Origin of the sequence: Rhodococcus sp. NPDC057529 (assembly GCF_042802055.1) — a bacterium.
Classification (GTDB): domain Bacteria; phylum Actinomycetota; class Actinomycetes; order Mycobacteriales; family Mycobacteriaceae; genus Rhodococcus_F.
In genome coordinates this window covers 215849-234279 of record NZ_JBHVEY010000007.1, presented here as the reverse complement: position 1 = coordinate 234279, position 18431 = coordinate 215849, and the positions used below count along the sequence as shown (strand labels likewise).

Below are 18431 nucleotides of genomic sequence, written 5' to 3'. Positions count from 1 at the left end.
GGTGTATCCAATCACGCGCGCCATTTCCGGCGACACATCACTACTTCGTTCGAAAGTGGGTACAGAGAGTGAGACGATCCCATCCCCTCGACCGGAGGAACCGCCATGAGCGACGAGAAGACCGGCCATCGGATCGACAGGCGAACGTTTCTCTCGGGTGCCGCGGTCGCGGGCGGGGTGACCGTGATGTCCGGCCTCTTCGACCGCCGGGCGGACGCGTCGGAGCAACCGCTGCGCCGCCAGCCGAACAACTACGTGCAGCCCAACATCGTGTTCATCGTCGTCGACGAGATGCGGTTTCCCCAGGTCTTTCCGGCCGGGATCACCACTCCGGATCAGTTCCTGCAACGGTTCATGCCCAACCTCTACAGGCTGTGGGCGCCGGGGGTGAAGTTCACGCAGCACTACACGGCCGGGGTGGCGTGCAGCCCCGGCCGCGCGTGTTTCGTCACCGGGCTGTACCCGTTGCAGAACTGGATGCTGCAGACCCGGACCGGCAATCGGGCCTCCCCCGTCCCGTCCCCGGCGATGGGACGGGAGTTCCCGACGTACGGCAAACTGCTGCGGCAGGCGGGGTACGTCACACCGTATGTCGGGAAGTGGCATCTGTCGCCGTCGCCGGACGAGGATTCGGGGCTCGCCCCCGGCTACCTCGAGGAGTACGGGTTCGACGGCCTGACGATGCCCGACATCATCGGATTGAACGGTGAGGGTTTCGAATTCGACGGGCACATCGCCGACCAGGCCGCGGCATGGTTGTCGACGCGCAAACCCTCCGACGGCCCGTTCTGCCTCACGGCGAGCTTCGTCAACCCGCACGACCAGCAGTTCTTCTGGGCCGGAACGGAAGCGGAACGCTACCAGTCGCTGTACGCGAACAACGTTCCCCCGCTCAGCCCCGCCCGGACGTGGTCGGTGACCACCGGTGAGAGCGACCCGCCGCGGCTGGGCTACCCGTCCGTGCCGCCCAACTGGGAACCCGAGAAGGCGCTGCAGTCGAAACCGAGCACCCAGGTGTTCGCGCGGGAGTTCCAGGCCCTGGTGTGGGGCGGCGTCACCGACGACGTCCAGAACCTGTCGAACTACTACCTGCAGCCGTACGGTCAGGGCACCGACCCCGACCGGCACATCGCGTTCGCGCCGTACACGTACTGGGAACGGGCACTCGACAGTTACACCAACGTGCTGTCGATGGTCGATCACCACATCGGCACGGTGATCGACTCGCTGCCGGAGGACGTCGCGGCGAACACCGTCTTCGTCATGACGTCGGATCACGGCGAATACGCCGGGGCGCACGGCTTCGTCGCCGGCAAGCTGTCCACCGCCTACGACGAGGCGTTCCACATCCCACTGATCGTCGCCGACCCGACCGGGCGGTTCACCGGCGACACCGACACCCCACGCGGCCAGCTCACGTCGAGCGTCGACGTGGTGCCGCTGCTCGCGACGCTCGGCCACGGCGACCGGAACTGGATGTCGGGGGACCTGTTCGCGACGTACGCCGAACGCGTCGACCTCCTGCCGCTGCTGCGGAGCAACGCCGCGGCGGGACGCGACCACGTCCTCCTCGCCACCAACGAGCATGCACCGCAGGGGATCAACTGGAACAATTCCCCCACCCACATCTACGTGCTGCGCACCCCCGAGGCGAAGGTCGCGGTGTATTCGAAGTGGCTGGGGCCCACCGCCTACGTCGACCCGGCGTCGTTCCAGTACGAGTTCTACGACTACGCCACCGAACGCGGTCGGGCGGAACTCGACAACACCTTCGATCACGACCCGCGCGGTCCGGCCATGGCCGCCCAGCTGATGACCCAGTATCTGCCGACGCAGCTCGCCGCGCCGCTGCCGCCGGCGTTCGCTCAGCAGAGCGCGGACGCGATGGCCCGGTATCTCACCTACATCCAGGTGATCAACCGGTACACCCCCGGCCAGATCGACCGCGAGGGCATCGACAAGTTGACCGCGTTCGGGGAGGTGTTCTGACGGACATGGCCGGGAAAATCGTTGCCGCCGTGCTGGTTCTGCTGATGTGGTCGGGCGGGGCCTCCCTCGCCTCCGCGGCCCCGCCGCCGACGGCGCAGTGCGCGTGGCAGTTCATGTCCAACTCAACGGTGCTGAATGTCGCGTTCCCTGATGCCAACGCGACGTACTGGGTTCTGCCCTACGCGTTGGCATCCGGCGACACCATCGAACTGAGCGGCACCTACCCGGCCGCCCGCTACTTCTCGCTCAACACGTACGGCACCAACTTCGACACGGTCGACACGTTGCGCGACAACCAGATCGGGCCCGACCCGGGCAGCGGAAACCCGTTCACCGACGCCTCGGCAGATTCCCTGCCTCCCGCGCAGAAGCGCTGGCACGCCACGGTCGTGACCGGTCCGGCCGACCACGCGCGCAACCAGATTCAGGCCCTCCCCACCGGGACCGGCGCGCAGTCGGTACCCGTCGGCTTCCTCATCATCCGGGTGTACGTGCCCGACGATCCGGCATCACCGACCGGTGGCGTCCCACTGCCCGACGTGACGCTGACGTCCGGCGGTCGAACGTCGCCGGTGCCGACGTGCGGATCCGAGTTCGACCCGTCCGCCTACGACAACGGCCCGCTCGGGCAGGTCGCGGAGGCCGGATTCGATCAGATCATCGCCGGCGCCGCGTCCGGCGCGTTCCCCGGCAACGTGCCGGAGGCGACGTTCGTGAACCCCGCGAGCACGTCCGGCCTGTTCCCCAACGGCGACAACAAGTACGTCGGAGCGGGGCTGACGTATCAGCCCGGACGCATCGTCGTCGTGCAGGGCCGGGCACCCACCTTCCCCGACACCCGTGCGGGACAACCCGTCACGGCACCCGGCCGCCAGGTGCGGTACTGGTCGATGTGCCAGAACGACCAGCTGACGCCGTACCCCGTCGTCGCGTGCGCCGCCGACTTCCAGACCCGCACCGACAGCAACGGCAACTACACGTACGTCGTCGCCGCACCGCAGGACGTCCCCGCCCGCGCCGCAGCCGACCCGACCGTCACCGTCATCCCCTGGGGCTCCACCGACGTCGCGAAGAAGGTGCTCTTCCTGCGGTACATGCTGCCGTCCGACGCCTTCTACCCGCAGTCGGTGCAGGCGTCGCAGAACGATCACACCGACCCCGCCACCACGATGGGTCCGTACTACCCGCGCTCCGCCTACTGCGACACCGCCACCTTCGAGGCCGGGGGAAGCACTGCGTGCCTGTGAGTACTTGTTAACCGCCCGTGGTTAACAAGTACTCACGGGTGGCTACGCACTGACGAACTGGCTGTTGTACAGGCGGTAGTACGCGCCGCGGGTGAGGAGCAGGTCCTCGTGGCTGCCCTGCTCGACGATGCGACCGTCCTCCATGACGACGATGAGGTCGGCGTCGCGGATGGTCGACAACCGGTGTGCGATCACGAAACTCGTGCGATCGCTGCGCAGGACTGCCGTCGCGTGCTGGACGAGCAGTTCGGTGCGGGTGTCGACGGAACTGGTCGCCTCGTCGAGGATCAGGATCGACGGTTGCGAGATGAACGCGCGGGCGATCGTGATCAGCTGCTTCTCGCCGGCGCTGATGTTGCTGCCCTCTTCGTCGATGACGGTGTCGTAGCCGTCGGGCAGCGAGTGGACGAACCGGTCGACGTAGCTGATCCGCGCAGCTGCGTGGATCTCGTCCTCGGTGGCGTCGGGGCGTCCGTACGCGATGTTGTCGCGGATGGTGCCGCCGAACAGCCACGCGTCCTGGAGGACCATGCCGATGCGGGACCGCAGGTCGTCGCGCGACATGGCGGCGATGTCGACGCCGTCGAGGAGGATGCTGCCGCCGTCGAGTTCGTAGAACCGCAGGATGAGGTTGACGAGGGTGGTCTTGCCCGCGCCGGTGGGTCCGACGATGGCGACCATCTGGCCGGGTTCGGCGACCAGCGAGAGGTTCTCGATCAGCGGCTTGTCGGGTGAGTAGCCGAACGAGACGTCCGAGAACTCCACCCGGCCCGAGACCTCGGCCGGGTTGGGTGCGTCGGCGGGGTCCGGGTCTTCCTCGTCCTCGTCGAGGATGGCGAACACCCGCTCGGCGGACGCCACCCCCGACTGCATGAGGTTGACCATGGCCCCGATCTGGGTGAGGGGCTGGGTGAACTGGCGGGAGTACTGGATGAAGGCCTGCACGTCGCCGAGGCTCATGGTGCCGGACGCCACCCGCATGCCGCCGAGGACGGCGATGGCGACGAAGTTGAGGTTTCCGAGGAACATGATCGCGGGCATGATCAAGCCCGAGATGAACTGGGCCCGGTAGCTGGCCTGGTAGAGCGCCTCGTTCTGCTCCTCGAACCGGGCCTCCACCTCGCGGCCGCGGCCGAACACGGTGACCAGTTCGTGGCCCGTGTACGCCTCTTCCACGTGCGAGTTGAGTTCGCCGGTCGACTTCCACTGCGACACGAAGTGCGTCTTGGACCGTTTCGCGATCTGCGCCGTCACCAGGATCGACAGCGGCACCGTCAGCACGGCGATCAGCGCGAGCAGCGGCGAGATGACGATCATCATCACGAGGATGCCGATCACCGTCATCGCCGACACGATCAGCTGGCTCATCGTCTGCTGCAGCGACTGCGAGACGTTGTCGATGTCGTTGGTTACCCGGCTGAGCAGGTCGCCGCGGGAGTGGGAGTCGAAGTACCGCAGCGGAAGTCGGTGGATCTTCCGTTCGACCTCGGCGCGCAGGTTCTTCACGACGCCCTGCACGACGATGTTCAGCAGGAAACCCGACAGCCACATGAACACCGACGACCCCAGGTACAGGGCCAGCACGATCGCCAGCACCCGGCCGAGTGCCGTGAAGTCGATACCCACGCCGGGGACGACGGCCATGCCGGACACCATGTCGGCGAACGTGTTCTGACCGTCGGCCCGCAGCGCGGCGACGGCCTGCTCCTTCGACATTCCGGCGGGCAACTGGGCGCCGATGATGCCGTCGAAGATCAGGTTCGTGCCCTGGCCGAGCATGCGCGGCGCGATCGACGTGAGCACCACCGACACGGCGGCGACGAGGAAAACGACGCCGACGGCGATGCGGTGGGGACGCAGCCGACGCAGCAGCCGCTTGGTGGACGGCCACAGATCGTGCGGCTTGGACCCCGGGGCTCCCGGAGCGACCGGCCCCGGAATACGCGGGCCGACGGGCCTTTCGGCGGTGGTGGTGGTTGCGCGATCGCTCATAGTGCTTCCTGGACCGATCGTTGGGATTCGACGATCTCGACGTAACACGGACACGTCTCGAGCAGTTCGTCGTGGGTTCCGATTCCGACGACCGCGCCGTCCTCGAGGACCACGATCTGCTCGGCCTCGACGATCGTCGAGACACGCTGGGCGACGACGATGACGCACGCGTCCGAGGTCTCGGGTTTGAGTGCGGCACGCAGCCGGGCGTCGGTGCTGAGGTCCAGGGCGGAGAACGAGTCGTCGAACAGGTAGATCGACGGACGACGCACCAGCGCCCGCGCGATGGCGAGCCGCTGCCGCTGACCGCCGGAGACGGTCGTGCCGCCCTGCGCGACCGGGGTGTCGAGGCCCTCCGGCATGGCGCGCACGAAATCGGCGGCCTGTGCGATCTCCAGCGCCCGCCACAGTTCCTCGTCGGTGGCGTCGGGTTTGCCGTACCGCAGGTTGGTGGCGACGGTGCCCGAGAACAGGTAGGGCCGTTGCGGGACGAGTCCGATGCCTGCCCGCAGGACGTCCAGGTCGATGCGGCGCACATCCGTATCGGACACGGTGACAGCACCCGACGTGGCGTCGATGAGGCGCGGGATCAGCGACAGCAGCGTCGTCTTGCCGGAGCCGGTGCCGCCGATGATCGCGGTGGTTTTGCCGGGTTCGGCGCGGAAACTGATGTCGCGCAGGACGGGCTCGTCGGCGCCGGGGAACTTGAACTGGGCGTCGCGCAGTTCCACCACGCCGGGGTTCTGCAGCACGGTGATCGGATCGACCGGCGGCACGACGGTGGAATCCGTGCCGAGCACCTCGCCGATGCGTTCGGCGCAGACGGTGGCGCGGGGCGCCATCATCGCGATGAACGACGCCATCATCACCGACATCAGGATCTGCATGATGTAGCTGAGCATCGCGGTGAGCGAGCCGACCTGCATGGTGCCGCTGTTGATTTCGTGACCGCCGAACCAGATGACGGCGACGCTGGTGACGTTCGCGATCACCATCACGAGCGGGAACATCACCGCCGTCAGCCTGCCGACGCGCAGGGCGGTCTGGGTGAGCTGCTCGTTGGCGTCGCCGAACCGCTGCATTTCGGAGCGCTCGCGGACGAACGCCCGCACCACGCGGATGCCGGTGATCTGCTCACGCAGCACCCGGTTGACCCCGTCGATGCGGGTCTGCATCTCCCGGAACGCGGGCACCATCCGCGAGATCACGAAACCCATGGACAGCGCGAGCACCGGCACGGTGACCGCCAGGATCCAGGCGAGCCCGGCGTCCTCCCGAATCGACATCACGACGCCGCCGACGCACATGATCGGGGCCATCACGAGGATCGTGCAGCTCATCACGACCAGCATCTGCACCTGCTGCACGTCGTTGGTGTTGCGGGTGATCAGCGACGGCGCGCCGAAACGGCCGAACTCCCGGGACGAGAAACTCCCCACCTGATGCATGACGGCGCGGCGCACGTCGCGTCCGAAACCCATTGCGGCACGGGCACCGAAGTACACCGAACCGATCGAGCAGATGATCTGCACGACGGTGACGAGCAGCATCATGACGCCCGTGGACAGGATGTACGCCGTGTCGCCCTTGGTGACGCCGTTGTCGATGAGGTCGGCGTTCAGGCTGGGAAGGTACAGCGCTGCCGCGGTCGCGACGAGCTGGAACAGCACGACCGCCGCTAGCTCCCGCTTGTACGGGCGGAGGTACGTGGTGAGCAGGGCATTCAACATGGGCAGCAGCGATCCTGGCGGGTCATCATTATGTCCGAAGGTTACCAACAGAAGGGCCTGCGGCCTTGTGAGTGGTTGACGAGTCCAGAAACTCCTCAACCACTCACGGGCGCGAAGCGCCTGTCCGCGTCGTGCAGGACCTTCTTCAGCTTCTCGCCCTCGATGTCGACGTTGGGCAGGATCTTGTCCAGCCACTTCGGCAGCCACCAGGCCTTGTCGCCGAGCAGTGCCATCACCGACGGGATGATCACCATGCGCACGATGAAGGCGTCGAAGAACACGGCGGCCGCGAGGGCGAAGCCGATCGACTTGATGAACGAGTTCGGTTCGGCGATGAAGGCCGCGAACACCGAGATCATGATGACCGCGGCGGCGCTGACCACCCGGGCACCGTGGTTGAAGCCGACGGTGACGGCCTGTTTCGCGGTCGCGCCGTGCACGTATTCCTCCCGCATCCGGGTCACCAGGAACACCTGGTAGTCCATCGCGAGTCCGAACACGACACCGATCAGGAAGATCGGCATGAAGCTGACGATCGGCTGCGGGTTGGAGATGATGCCGCCCCAGCCTTCCTGGAACACCGCGACCGTGGCACCGAACGTGGCCGCGACGCTGAGGAGGAAGCCGAGCGTGGCGGTCAGCGGCACGAGCAGCGAACGGAACACGAGCAGCAGCAGGAGGAAGGCCAGGCCCACGACCACCGCGAGATACGGGATCAGCGCGTCCTGCAGCGTGTCCGACACATCGCCTTCGAGCGCGGTCTGCCCGGTGACGCCGTAGTTGACGCCGATCGAGTCGTGCAGGTCGGCCTCCGCGCCGCGGATGTTGCTCACCAGATCCATCGTGGCCGGATCGCTGGGCGCGCTGCTCGGCGTGACCAGGATCTGCGCGGTGTCGCCGGCCTTGTTGACACCGACGACCTGCGCGTTCGACACGTCGTCCTGTGCGGTGATGGTCTTCACGACCTCACCGAACGCCTCCGACGGCGTTCCGGTGGTGACGTCCTTGGCGTCGACGACGACGAGCAGCGGCCCGTTCTTGCCGGGGCCGAAGCCCTCGCTGACGAGGTCGTACGCCTGCCGAGAGCTGGTGGCGGGGTCGCCGGTGCCCTCGCTGGGCAGGGCCAGGCTCAGGCCGGTCGCGGGGACGGCGAGCGCCCCGAGCACCACGACGCCGGCGATCAGCGGAATCGCGGGTCTGCGGACCACGGCGCTGATGTACCGCAGGGCGAGGCTCGGCTTGCCCTCGTCGTCCTCGAGGTCGCGACTGGTGAGGAACGGGATCTTGCCTGCGAACGCCTTCTTCCCGAACAACCCGAGGATCGCGGGCAGGAGCGTCAGGGCGATCGAGACGGCGATGAACACCGTGAACGCGGCGGCCGCACCCATGTCGGACAGGAACGGAATCCCGACGACGCGCAGCGCGATCAGCGCGATGATGACCGTGAGACCGGCGAACACCACGGCGGAGCCGGCGGTGCCGACGGCGCGTCCGGCCGCCTCCGAGCGGTCGTCCGTGAGGGTGAGTTCGTGCCGGAACCGGGACACGATGAACAGCGAGTAGTCGATCGCGACGGCGAGGCCGATCATGATGGCCAGCGTGGGTGTCATCGAGCTGAGGTCGGTGAAGCCGGTGGCGACGGTGATGCCGAGGCTGCCGATCATGATGCCGATGATCGCGGTGATCAACGGCAGACCCGCGGCCACCAGAGAACCGAACGTCAGCGCGAGCACGACAGCGGCCACGCCGATGCCGACGAGTTCGGTGGAGCCGCCGGGCGGCTCGGCTTCGTTGGCGGCGGACCCGCTGATCTCGACGGTCAGTCCGGCGTTGCGGCCGGCGTCGGCAGCGGCCGAGATCTGGTCGCGCAGGGCCTGATCCACGTCGCCCATGCCACCCGTGAACGGCACCTCGACGTAGCCGACGGTCTTGTCCGCGTTCAGCGGCGACAGCGCCTGCGCGTTAGCGACGGCGTCCGCTTCGCTGATTCCCTTGTCGGCCGCCGTCGATTTCGCCATCTCGACGAGCTGCTCGTTCGCTGTGACCGGGTTGACCAGTGCCTTCGCGGCTTCGGCGCCCGAGGCGGTGGCGGGATCGACTTTGGCGGCGTCCTGGACCTGTTCGATTCCGCGCACCTTGGCGAGCACCGCGTCCATCGCCTGCTGACTCTGCTCGCTCTCGAGGGTCTGCCCCTCGGGGGCGGCGAACACGTAGCGCGCGCTGACGGCGTTCATCGGGTCGCTGCCCGCGGCCTCGGGGAAGCGTTCGGCCATCAGGTCCTGCGCCTGCTGCGCGGGGGTGCCCGGAATGGAGAACGAGTCCTTGGTGGGCCCGGACAGCGTTGCCGCCCCGACACCCATGAGGACCAGGATCACCAACCAGACGCTGAGGACCGCGCCTTTTCGCCTGTAGGCGAATCTGCCGATCCGATAGAGATAGGTGGCCACGAGAGGCTCCTTCTGAGTCGGTGGAAAGAAGGGTGGTTCGGGGCAGCCGATTACGGCTGCGGGATGCCCTGACGGAGTTGACGAATGGCGTCGCGGACGAGTTCTTCGGGCCCACTGGCGCCGGACTTGCCGCTCATCCACAGATCGAGCGACGCCTTGCACGCCGATCCGACCGCCAGGTGCAGCAGGTTGGGGTAGAGGTCGGTGTCGATGTCCGTGCCCGTGCGTTCGGCGATCACCTCACCGACCAGGCGGGTGACGCGCAGGTGCACTTCGAGTTTCTTCGCGAGCAGCGCGGGGCTGGTCTCGACGAGTTCCATCATCACCGCGGTCTCTTCGAGCGGTTTCGCGGGATCGGTGACGATCTGGACCACCACGTGCTCGAGCGAATCCCAGATCGGCTCGTCCTCGGGGCGGGCGCGGAGCAGGTCCACCCAGTCGTGGACGGACTGCTCGAAGTGCGCGAGGACCGCCTCTTCCTTGCTGGAGAAGTAGTTGTGGAACGTCCGGGTGGAGACCCCCGCCTCGGACGCGATGGCGTCGGCGGTGACGCATTCGATGCCCAGCGCACGGGCCAGGCGTGCGGCGGCGCCGCTGAGGGCTGCGCGGGTGGCGGCCTTCTTGCGGTCCCGCAGTCCGATTTCCGAAATCACTACTCCGAGGGTACAGAACTTGCAGAGCTCTGCAAATTTGCGTAAGAGCGCAATTTTCATGTTCTTGCCCACAATCCGCGCGGCACTGTGTCGGGGATCACCGCGGCGTTACGGTGGACCCATGTCCGATCCGACGGCGCCGCTCTCGTTCCGGGCGGACGAGATCGACCGCGCCGCCCTGGACCAACTCGCGTCCGTTCTCGACGTCCAGGCCGCGCGCCCGGGAATCCGGCGGATGTGACCGGTCCCCTCGTCCAGATGATGACCGCCTCCGCGGTCGCGGAGGGAGCGATCACCGCCGCGCAGCGCGACGACCTCCTGGACCAGCTGAATGCCGCCGCCCGCAGCGGCGACTTCCACATGTCGGTGACGATGTTCGCCTATCTCGTTCGCAAGCCCTGACGAAATCCTTCCGGCATTCGGAAACCGAGTGTGGTGGATCACCTCCGGTGCCGCACAGTGGTGGGGACGACGCCGTCGCCTCTTCGAGTCCGGCGTCACGAATCACGCAGCAGCCCAGCATATTCCGGAGGCACTCATGTCCACGATCGCCCGCAACCAGTGGTACGTCGCAGCCTACGGCCGCGAGGTCGGACGCGAACTGTTCTCGCGCACGATCTGCGAGGAGCCGATCCTGTTCTGGCGCACCGAGGCCGGCGAGGCCGTCGCGATGAGCGACCGCTGCGTGCACCGCCGCTACCCGCTGTCCGAGGCGCCGAGCCGGCTCGACGGCGACTCCGTGGTCTGCGGCTATCACGGATTCACCTACGGCAGCGACGGCGGCTGCGTGTTCGTGCCCGGCCAGGCCCGCGTTCCCCGCACGGCCCGGCTGCGCTCGTACCAGGTGGTCGAGCAGGACTCGTTCGTGTGGGTGTGGATCGCCGACCCGGACAACCCCGAACAGGGCGATCCCACCCGCATCCCCCGCGCACCGTGGATGGACTCCCCCGACTACACCGTCGTGTCCGGCATGGAACCGATCGACTGCAACTACGGCCTGCTCGTCGACAACCTGATGGACCTCTCCCACGAGACGTACCTGCACGGCGGCTACATCGGCACCCCCGAGGTGGCGGAAACCCCGATCACCACGGAGATCGACGAGGACCGGAACGTCATCTACGTGTCCCGGCACATGGACGACGCCGAATGCCCGCCGTTCTACTCCGAGTCCACCGGCATCGAGGGTCGCATCGCCCGCTGGCAGGACATCGAGTACACCCCGCCCTGCCTGTACCTGCTGCACAGCCGCATCGCCCCGGTCGGCGCACCACTGCCCGGCGACGACGGCTCCGACCCGCACGCGTTCCACAGCGAGATCGTCTACGCGATCACCCCGTCGACCGAGAACTCCACCCTCGACTTCTGGGCCGTGGCCCGCGACTTCGCGATCGGCGACGACGCCGTCACGGCGTTCCTGGCCGAGAACAACCGGACCGTCGTCATGCAGGACGTCGTGGCGCTGAACATCCTGCAGCAGGCGCTCGACACCGAGAAGGACGGCTACCAGGAGTTGTCGATCAACATCGACGCCGGCGGACTCGGCGCCCGCCGCCTCCTGAAGAAGCTGGCCGGCGCGTCGCGGGCCGTCGCCGCCGCGGCGGGCTGACCGGTGGAACCGACGAGGATGCTCCGCGGCACCCACGTGATGCGGATCGTGTGGCTGCCGGGTTCGGACCTGCTCGAGGGCGAGTGCCACTGCGGCGCCCGCCACGTCGCGGAGGAACCCGCCGCCCTGTGGGAGTGGTTGCTCGCCTGCCCCGACGGCCACCACCCCGCCGACCCGCCGGTACCCGCCGTGCCGCTGCCCGCCGCGCCGGACTCCGTTCCCGTTCCCGTCTGACCTCCCGGAAGAGACCGCCATGCCCATCCCGCCCGAACCCGTGCTCGAACTGGAGCTGACCACCCGGACGCTCGGCGCCGACGGCGTCGTCGTGCTGGAGTTCCGCGACCCGTCCGGAGCCGACCTGCCCGCGTGGACGCCGGGTGCGCACGTCGACCTGGTCCTGACACCCGAGCTCACCCGCCAGTACTCGCTGTGCGGCGACCCGGCCGACACCGGCACCTGGCGCATCGCCGTGCTGCGGGAGGCGATGGGCCGCGGCGGTTCGCAGTTCGTGCACGACAAGCTGAGCGAAGGCGACCGCGTCACGATCCGGGGTCCGCGCAACCACTTCGAGCTCGAGCCGTCACCGCGGTACGTGTTCGTCGCCGGCGGCATCGGGATCACGCCGATCCTCACGATGGCACACGCCGCGGACAACGCCGGCGCCGACTGGACCCTCGTCTACGGCGGACGCAGCCGCAGTTCGATGGCGTTCGCCGACGTCCTCGCCGCGCGGTTCGGCGACCGGGTGGTGATCCACCCCCAGGACGAGCACGGGCTCATCGACCTGACGGGGCTGCTCGGCGACGTCCGGGAGAACACCCTCGTCTACTGCTGCGGGCCCGCGCCGCTGCTCGACGCCGTCACCGCTCACTGCGACCGCTGGCCGTCCGGCACGCTGCACCTCGAGCGGTTCGCCGCCAAGGACCTCGACCAGCCGGTCCGGGCCGAGGGGTTCGAGGTGGAACTGACGCTGAGCGGCAAGACCGTCACCGTGCCGCCCGAGCAGTCGATCCTGCAGGCCGTCACCGCGGCAGGCGTCCAGGTGCTGTCGTCCTGCGAGGAGGGGACGTGCGGAACCTGCGAGACGACCGTGCTCGGCGGTACTGTCGATCACCGGGATTCCCTGCTCACAGCGGACGAGCAGGCCGAGGGCGACACCATGATGATCTGCGTCTCGCGTGCGAGCTGTGCACGCCTGACGCTGGAACTGTGAGACGGAGACCGAGCAATGGCGATCACCGGATCGGTGACCATTCGCTCGTTGCGGCTCCTCGAACTGTTCACCCCCGCGTCGCCGCGGCTGACCCTCAGCGACCTGTCGCGCAAGTCCGGGTACCCACTGAGCACCGTGCACCGGCTGACCAGCGACCTCATCGAATGGGGCGCCCTCGAACGTGACAGCAGCGGTCGCTTCACCGTCGGGCTGAAACTGTGGGAGATCGCGTCGCTCGCACCGCGCGGCACGATGCTGCGCGAACTGGCGATGCCGGTGATGGAGGACCTGTCGCAGATCACGCGGGAGAACGTGCAACTCGGCATCGCGGAGGGCACCGAGGTCGTGTTCGTCGAACGCATCGCCGGACAGAAGGCGGTGCCCGTCCAGACCCGCGTAGGCGGCCGGTTCCCGCTGACGGCGTCCGGCATCGGTTTGGCCCTGCTCGCGTACATGCCCACCGACGTGCAGGAGCAGGTGCTTGCCGGGCCGATCGAGAAGTTCACCGAACGGACCGTCACCGACCCCGTCGTCCTGCGGCGCACGCTCGCCGAGATCCGCCGATCCGAGGTCGCGATCAGTGATCGTCAGGTGACCATGGACGCCGTCTCCGTCGCGGCCCCGATCTTCGAACGTCCCGGAACGGCGGTCGCGGCCGTGTCGCTCGTGGTGTCGGCGGAGAATGCGTCGCTGAACGCACTGGTCCCGCTGGTGCGCGCGGCAGGCCGGACGATCAGCCGCGCGCTGCGCCCTCGTCAACCGACGTAGCCGGCCGGGTGCGACGCTCCCAGGCGCCCGGGTCGGACGTCAGCGCGGTGAGGAAACCCGGCAGTTGCCCGTTCGCCACGTCCGCGAGGCTCACGTTCTCGAGCACGGCGCGCAGGTTCACCCGCACCGCGATCCACACGTCCTGCAGTTTCGCGGCCGGTCCGCCGTAGTCGACGTCCTCGGGGCGCTCACCACGCACCGACGCCAGCGGACCCTCGACGGTCCGGATCACGTCGGCGATCGTGATGTCCTCGGCGGGCCGCGCCAGCCAGTAGCCGCCGTCGGGTCCGCGCCGGCTGTTGACCAGTCCGCCGCGGCGGAGGTCGGCGAGCACGGCCTCGAGGAACTTGTGCGGAATCGTCTGCGACTGTGCCAGGAACTCGGCCTTGGACGGGGACGGCCCGGCCGCGGCGAGTTCGATCAGCGTCCGCACGGCGTAGTCCACCTTTGCGGTGATGTGCACACCGAATTCCTACCATCCGAGTATGAAAACCGGCAAATCCCACTCAGTGACGCATGTCACTCCGGGGTACAGTGAACTGGACGATCGTCTTGTATGGAGGAAGCGGCATGTGGGAGACCGTGACGTCGGCATGGAACTCGGCGCTGCTGACGCCCCTGCACGAGCCGGTGACGCTGGCCATCCCCGCGTTCGTGCTGTTCCTCGCCCTCGAATGGTTCGCGGCCCGGCACCTCGAGGACGCGACCATCGACCCCGACGGACGGTCCCGCCCGGTTCGCGGGGGTTACGAGCGCCGCGACGCGCGGGCGAGCATCTCGATGGGTGCCGTGTCCATCCTGACGACGACGTTCTGGAAGGCGCTGGCCCTGATCGGGTACTCCGCGATCTGGGTGTACGTCGCGCCGTGGCACCTGCCCGCCGACGCCTGGTACACGTGGGTGATCCTCATCCTCGGCGTCGACGTGCTGTTCTACACGTATCACCGGATGTCACACCGCATCCGCCTCATCTGGGCCACCCACCAGGCGCACCATTCGAGCGAGTACTTCAACTTCGCCACCGCACTGCGGCAGAAGTGGAACAACAGCGCCGAAATCCTGATGTGGATTCCCTTGCCGCTGATCGGCATTCCGCCGTGGATGGTGTTCATAGGATTCTCCGTGAACCTCGTCTACCAATTCTGGGTTCACACCGAGCGCATCGACACGCTGCCCAGGCCGATCGAATTCGTGTTCAACACCCCGTCGCACCATCGCGTCCACCACGGCTGCGACCCCGAGTACCTCGACCGGAACTACGCCGGCATCCTCATCGTGTGGGACCGGATGTTCGGCACGTTCCAACCCGAAACCCACCGCCCCACCTATGGGCTCACCACACCGGTGGGCACCTACAACATCTGGAAGCTGCAGACCCACGAGTACGCCGCCATCGGCCGGGACTGGCGCCGGGCGTCGTCGTGGCGCGACAAGCTCGGCTACGTGTTCGGTCCACCCGGCTGGACGCCGTCAGGATCGCGCGAAGCTGACCAGGAAGTCGACCGTGCCGCTGCCGTCCACGGTCACGAAACCCAGTGACGGGGGCGTCACACCGAAGTCCGTCCAGGTGACCGGGATGCTGCCCGACGCGATGAGGTCGTCGCCCGAGCGCAGCACGTCGATGTCGACGGTCACCGGACGCGACTGACCCTTCAGCGTCAGCGTGCCCTGCGCGGACACGGTTCCCACGGAACCGTCCGCGGGCAGACCGGACAGATCGACCGGTGAATCGACCGTGAACGTGGCCGTCGGGAACGTGGCGGTGTCCATCACATTGCCGCGGAACTGGTTGTCGCGGCGGGCCTGATCGGTCGCGACGGTCGCCACCTGCACGGTCACGTCGCCGGCGGTGAGCTTCTCCCCCTCGACGGTCGCGTTGCCGGTCACGTCGCCGGTCGACCCGACCACGGTGACACTGGCGCCGTTGAGGATCTCGTGGACGGTGTACCCGGCCGCCGTCTGGTTGGAGCCCTGCCCGGGCGTGACGGTCCACTGCCCGTCGACCGATCCGGTGGCCGCCTCCGCGCCCTCGGTCGACACCGACGCCGCCGGTGCGTCGTCCTCTGCGATGAACTGGCCGTAGAACCACGGTCCGACCAGCACCGCGAGTACGACAACGACCACTGCGCCGACCAACCACCACAGCTTTTTCATGAGCTCAGGCTAGTTGCAGCTTCAAGGGATGTCACCCGGAACGACCTGCGAAGGTGCTGTGAACGAGCGTCGCGGACCGAGACAGAAAAGAAACTCCCCACCTGCGCGGGCAGGTGGGGAGCTGTGGCGGTGGCGGAGGGATTTGAACCCTCGGACGGGGGTTACCCGTCACACGCTTTCGAGGCGTGCTCCTTAGGCCGCTCGGACACGCCACCGCCGGTGACTTTACCGGATGTGGCGCCCGAGCCTGAAATCGCCAGGTGAAGCCGCTTTACGTGAGCTTGTCCTTGAGGTTCTTCGCGGCGTCCTTGACCTTCTCGCCGGCATCCTTCACCGCCGAGGACGCCTGGTCTGCCTTGCCCTCGTCGCGCAGGTCCGGGTCGCCGGTCGCTTTGCCCGTGGCTTCCTTCGCCTGGCCCTTGAGGTCTTCCGCCTTGTTCGAAGCTTTGTCTGCGATTCCCACGAGATACCTCCGTGAATCCGATTTCGAACCCGGTGACGGGTCCGGCGGCGCCTCGTCGGCGCCTGTCTCCAGAGAAGCACGGGTCATGGCGACCCGGCCACACTGTGTCGAGTACCCCACGAAAGCGTTTGAAACCGGTCAGCGCCGCTCACGGAAGAAGTCTTCGAGGATGCCGGCGCACTCGTCCTCGAGAACACCGCCCCTGACCTGCGGACGGTGTGTGAGGCGCCGATCGCGGACCACGTCCCACAACGAGCCGACGGCACCGGTCTTCGGCTCCCACGCCCCGAACACGACCCGGGAGATCCGGGCCAGCACCAGCGCGCCCGCGCACATCGTGCACGGCTCCAGCGTCACCGCGAGCGTCGCCCCCTCGAGCCGCCACCCGTCTCCGTACACCCGCGCCGCGGCCCGCAACGCGATGATCTCCGCGTGCGCCGTCGGGTCCGACATCGCCTCCCGCGAATTCACCGCCCGCGACACCTCGACGCCGTCCGCGTCGAACACGACCGCACCCACGGGCACGTCGGCGTCGGTGGCGGCGCGGGCCGCCTCGATCGCCGCGCGGATCATCCGCTCGTCGTCCTGAAGAGTCACGGCGTGCGGGACTACCGGGGAAGCTTGTCGAGGACCCCGGTCAGCTCCGTGGTGAACCCGAGCCGCTGCGCGATCATCCCGAGCTGCTCGTCGGGGTACAGATCCGTCTCGGACGTGATGACCGCCAGAACGGGTTCGGGCAGCCCGAGGTCGGCGAGCAGCGACAGGTCGCCCTCCTCCCACGGCTCGACGTCGTCGAGGTCGTCCGGATCGATGTCCGGGACCTCGACGTTGAGCGCCTCGAGGACGTCGGCGGCAATGTCGTAGTCGATGGCGGCGGTGGCGTCGGACAGCAGCAGGCGCGTTCCCGACGGCGCCGGACGGAGCACGATGAAGAACTCGTCGTCCACGTCCAGCAGACCGAAGAACGCGCCCGCGCTACGGAGGGCCCGAAGCTCCTCCTCCGCGACGCTCAGACTGGTCAGAGCAGCCGACGTGAGGGCCTTCACCTTCCACCGGCCGTCCTCGTGTACTACTGCGACACCGAAGCCCTCCAGATCCTCTGCCCGATCCGTGGAGGCGCTGTTGTTTTCCGCGCGCTGTGCACCCATGAGCGCAACGGTAGCCCGCTGGGTGCCGGTAAATGAAGTCCGCCGTCGAATGTGCCAACCTGTTCGGGTGTCTGAAACCCCTTCCACACCTCCGGTGTGCGTGCTCGGCCTGGGATTGATCGGCGGCTCGCTGCTGCGTGCGGCAGTGCGCGCGGGCCGCGAAGCGTGGGGTCACAACCGGTCCGCACCGTCCGTCGACGCCGCCCGCGCCGACGGATTCGACGCCGACACCGATCTCGTCGCGGTGCTGCAGCGCGCGTCCGCCGAATCCGCGCTGATCGTGATCGCGGTCCCGGTCCCCGCCGTCGCCGCCACCCTCACCGCGATCGCCCTGTACGCACCGAACTGCCCGATCACCGACGTCGTCAGCGTCAAGGCCGAGGTCGCGGCGGCCGCGGCCCGGCAGGGACTCGCCGACCGCTACGTGGGCGGGCATCCGATGGCGGGAACGTCGGCGTCCGGGTGGAGCGTCGGCAGTCCCGACCTGTTCCGGGAGGCCGTGTGGGTGGTCGGCACCGACGACGGCGTCGACCCCGGCATCTGGACGCAGGTCGCGCAACTCGCGTTGGACTGCGGTTCCGTCGTCGTGCCCGCCGAGTCCGCCGAACACGACCGGGCGGTCGCGCGGATCTCGCACCTGCCGCACCTGCTGGCCGAGACGCTCGCGATCACCGGGGCCCGCGGCGGACCGCTGGCGCTGGGCCTGGCGGCCGGCTCGTTCCGCGACGGCACCCGCGTGGCCGGAAGCGCCCCCGGGCTCGTCCGGGCCATGTGCGAGGGCAACCGGGACGCCCTGCTGATCGCGCTGGACGAGGCGCTGACACTGCTGCAGGACGCCCGGACCGAACTGGCGGAGGCGTCGTCCACGGCGAAACTCGTCGAAGACGGTCACGGCGCGCGCCTGACGTACGACAACCAGGAGACCTGGGAGATCACCGGCATCGTTCCCGGCCACGAAGGCTGGATCGAGGAGATGCGTGACGCCGGCCGGCGCGGGGGGCGGCTCCGCCGCCTGTGA

The 18431-nt window shown here is 68.1% G+C and carries 18 protein-coding genes and 1 tRNA gene; 9 read left to right on the top strand and 10 right to left on the bottom strand.

The features are described from left to right. Positions 1-105 precede the first annotated feature (105 nt). The gene (locus ACFU5V_RS16075; RefSeq protein ID WP_378700499.1) at positions 106-1989 is read left to right on the top strand and encodes a sulfatase-like hydrolase/transferase; all 1884 of its coding nucleotides are present in this window, start codon (positions 106-108) and stop codon (positions 1987-1989) included. A 5-nt stretch (positions 1990-1994) separates the two neighbouring features. After that, positions 1995-3236, top strand: a complete 1242-nt coding sequence (locus ACFU5V_RS16070) for a hypothetical protein (protein WP_378700497.1) — start codon at positions 1995-1997, stop codon at positions 3234-3236. Between the two features lie 42 nt (positions 3237-3278). Here ACFU5V_RS16070 and ACFU5V_RS16065 read toward each other — a convergent pair whose 3' ends face one another. The 4 genes from ACFU5V_RS16065 to ACFU5V_RS16050 form a co-directional block, all read right to left on the bottom strand. After that, positions 3279-5228 (bottom strand): ABC transporter ATP-binding protein, encoded by a 1950-nt coding sequence (locus tag ACFU5V_RS16065; RefSeq protein WP_378700495.1) that lies wholly within the window; start codon positions 5226-5228, stop codon positions 3279-3281. Continuing rightward, on the bottom strand, positions 5225-6958 hold the full coding sequence (locus tag ACFU5V_RS16060; RefSeq protein WP_378700493.1) for an ABC transporter ATP-binding protein: 1734 nt from the start codon (positions 6956-6958) through the stop codon (positions 5225-5227). Before ACFU5V_RS16060 ends, ACFU5V_RS16065 begins: the two co-directional genes overlap by 4 nt. Before the next feature lie 95 nt (positions 6959-7053). Beyond that, a complete protein-coding gene (locus ACFU5V_RS16055) occupies positions 7054-9405 on the bottom strand; it encodes an MMPL family transporter (RefSeq protein WP_378700491.1) in 2352 nt (783 codons plus the stop codon). 50 nt (positions 9406-9455) lie between these two features. Next, positions 9456-10058, bottom strand: coding sequence for a TetR/AcrR family transcriptional regulator (locus ACFU5V_RS16050; RefSeq protein WP_378700489.1), 603 nt, complete (start codon positions 10056-10058; stop codon positions 9456-9458). Between the two features lie 237 nt (positions 10059-10295). On the opposite strand from ACFU5V_RS16050, the gene ACFU5V_RS16045 reads away from it, so the two are divergent. The 5 genes from ACFU5V_RS16045 to ACFU5V_RS16025 all read left to right on the top strand — a co-directional run bounded on the left by ACFU5V_RS16045 (position 10296) and on the right by ACFU5V_RS16025 (position 13648). Then, positions 10296-10460: a hypothetical protein gene (locus tag ACFU5V_RS16045; RefSeq protein ID WP_378700487.1), complete on the top strand. Its 165-nt coding sequence runs from the start codon at positions 10296-10298 to the stop codon at positions 10458-10460. 136 nt (positions 10461-10596) lie between these two features. Continuing rightward, complete coding sequence (locus tag ACFU5V_RS16040) at positions 10597-11667, top strand: aromatic ring-hydroxylating dioxygenase subunit alpha (protein WP_378700485.1); 1071 nt, start codon at positions 10597-10599, stop codon at positions 11665-11667. A gap of 18 nt (positions 11668-11685) precedes the next feature. Then, a complete protein-coding gene (locus ACFU5V_RS16035) occupies positions 11686-11901 on the top strand; it encodes a hypothetical protein (RefSeq protein ID WP_378700720.1) in 216 nt (71 codons plus the stop codon). 19 nt (positions 11902-11920) lie between these two features. Beyond that, positions 11921-12880: a PDR/VanB family oxidoreductase gene (locus ACFU5V_RS16030; protein WP_378700483.1), complete on the top strand. Its 960-nt coding sequence runs from the start codon at positions 11921-11923 to the stop codon at positions 12878-12880. Between the two features lie 15 nt (positions 12881-12895). Next, a complete protein-coding gene (locus ACFU5V_RS16025) occupies positions 12896-13648 on the top strand; it encodes an IclR family transcriptional regulator (RefSeq protein WP_378433039.1) in 753 nt (250 codons plus the stop codon). On the opposite strand, the gene ACFU5V_RS16020 is transcribed toward ACFU5V_RS16025, so the two are convergent. After that, entirely contained in the window at positions 13614-14111 is a 498-nt protein-coding gene (locus ACFU5V_RS16020; RefSeq protein WP_378700481.1) for an RrF2 family transcriptional regulator, read from the bottom strand. The two genes, ACFU5V_RS16025 and ACFU5V_RS16020, sit on opposite strands and share 35 nt — an antisense overlap. Positions 14112-14218: 107 nt before the next feature. On the opposite strand from ACFU5V_RS16020, the gene ACFU5V_RS16015 reads away from it, so the two are divergent. After that, positions 14219-15187: a sterol desaturase family protein gene (locus ACFU5V_RS16015; protein WP_378700479.1), complete on the top strand. Its 969-nt coding sequence runs from the start codon at positions 14219-14221 to the stop codon at positions 15185-15187. Here ACFU5V_RS16015 and ACFU5V_RS16010 read toward each other — a convergent pair. The 5 genes from ACFU5V_RS16010 to ACFU5V_RS15990 form a co-directional block, all read right to left on the bottom strand. After that, positions 15119-15802 (bottom strand): YceI family protein, encoded by a 684-nt coding sequence (locus ACFU5V_RS16010; RefSeq protein WP_378433041.1) that lies wholly within the window; start codon positions 15800-15802, stop codon positions 15119-15121. The two genes, ACFU5V_RS16015 and ACFU5V_RS16010, sit on opposite strands and share 69 nt — an antisense overlap. Before the next feature lie 124 nt (positions 15803-15926). Continuing rightward, positions 15927-16017 (bottom strand) — tRNA-Ser (locus ACFU5V_RS16005). A gap of 56 nt (positions 16018-16073) precedes the next feature. Then, positions 16074-16265: a CsbD family protein gene (locus ACFU5V_RS16000; protein ID WP_009477222.1), complete on the bottom strand. Its 192-nt coding sequence runs from the start codon at positions 16263-16265 to the stop codon at positions 16074-16076. A 138-nt stretch (positions 16266-16403) separates the two neighbouring features. Then, positions 16404-16862, bottom strand: coding sequence for a nucleoside deaminase (locus ACFU5V_RS15995; protein WP_005561213.1), 459 nt, complete (start codon positions 16860-16862; stop codon positions 16404-16406). 11 nt (positions 16863-16873) lie between these two features. Then, entirely contained in the window at positions 16874-17413 is a 540-nt protein-coding gene (locus ACFU5V_RS15990; RefSeq protein WP_087561549.1) for a tRNA adenosine deaminase-associated protein, read from the bottom strand. Between the two features lie 49 nt (positions 17414-17462). On the opposite strand from ACFU5V_RS15990, the gene ACFU5V_RS15985 reads away from it, so the two are divergent. Continuing rightward, entirely contained in the window at positions 17463-18431 is a 969-nt protein-coding gene (locus ACFU5V_RS15985; RefSeq protein ID WP_378700477.1) for a prephenate dehydrogenase, read from the top strand.

Excerpts from the sequence above, each read along its gene's own strand:
- ACFU5V_RS15990 (WP_087561549.1), bottom strand. The coding sequence starts at position 17,413 with ATGGGTGCACAGCGCGCGGAAAACAACAGCGCCTCCACGGATCGGGCA.
- ACFU5V_RS16025 (WP_378433039.1), top strand. The coding sequence starts at position 12,896 with ATGGCGATCACCGGATCGGTGACCATTCGCTCGTTGCGGCTCCTCGAA.
- ACFU5V_RS16030 (WP_378700483.1), top strand. The coding sequence starts at position 11,921 with ATGCCCATCCCGCCCGAACCCGTGCTCGAACTGGAGCTGACCACCCGG.
- ACFU5V_RS16060 (WP_378700493.1), bottom strand. The coding sequence starts at position 6,958 with ATGTTGAATGCCCTGCTCACCACGTACCTCCGCCCGTACAAGCGGGAG.
- ACFU5V_RS16015 (WP_378700479.1), top strand. The coding sequence starts at position 14,219 with ATGTGGGAGACCGTGACGTCGGCATGGAACTCGGCGCTGCTGACGCCC.
- ACFU5V_RS16075 (WP_378700499.1), top strand. The coding sequence starts at position 106 with ATGAGCGACGAGAAGACCGGCCATCGGATCGACAGGCGAACGTTTCTC.
- ACFU5V_RS16065 (WP_378700495.1), bottom strand. The coding sequence starts at position 5,228 with ATGAGCGATCGCGCAACCACCACCACCGCCGAAAGGCCCGTCGGCCCG.
- ACFU5V_RS15985 (WP_378700477.1), top strand. The coding sequence starts at position 17,463 with ATGTGCCAACCTGTTCGGGTGTCTGAAACCCCTTCCACACCTCCGGTG.
- ACFU5V_RS16040 (WP_378700485.1), top strand. The coding sequence starts at position 10,597 with ATGTCCACGATCGCCCGCAACCAGTGGTACGTCGCAGCCTACGGCCGC.
- ACFU5V_RS16035 (WP_378700720.1), top strand. The coding sequence starts at position 11,686 with ATGCTCCGCGGCACCCACGTGATGCGGATCGTGTGGCTGCCGGGTTCG.
- ACFU5V_RS16010 (WP_378433041.1), bottom strand. The coding sequence starts at position 15,802 with ATGAAAAAGCTGTGGTGGTTGGTCGGCGCAGTGGTCGTTGTCGTACTC.
- ACFU5V_RS16070 (WP_378700497.1), top strand. The coding sequence starts at position 1,995 with ATGGCCGGGAAAATCGTTGCCGCCGTGCTGGTTCTGCTGATGTGGTCG.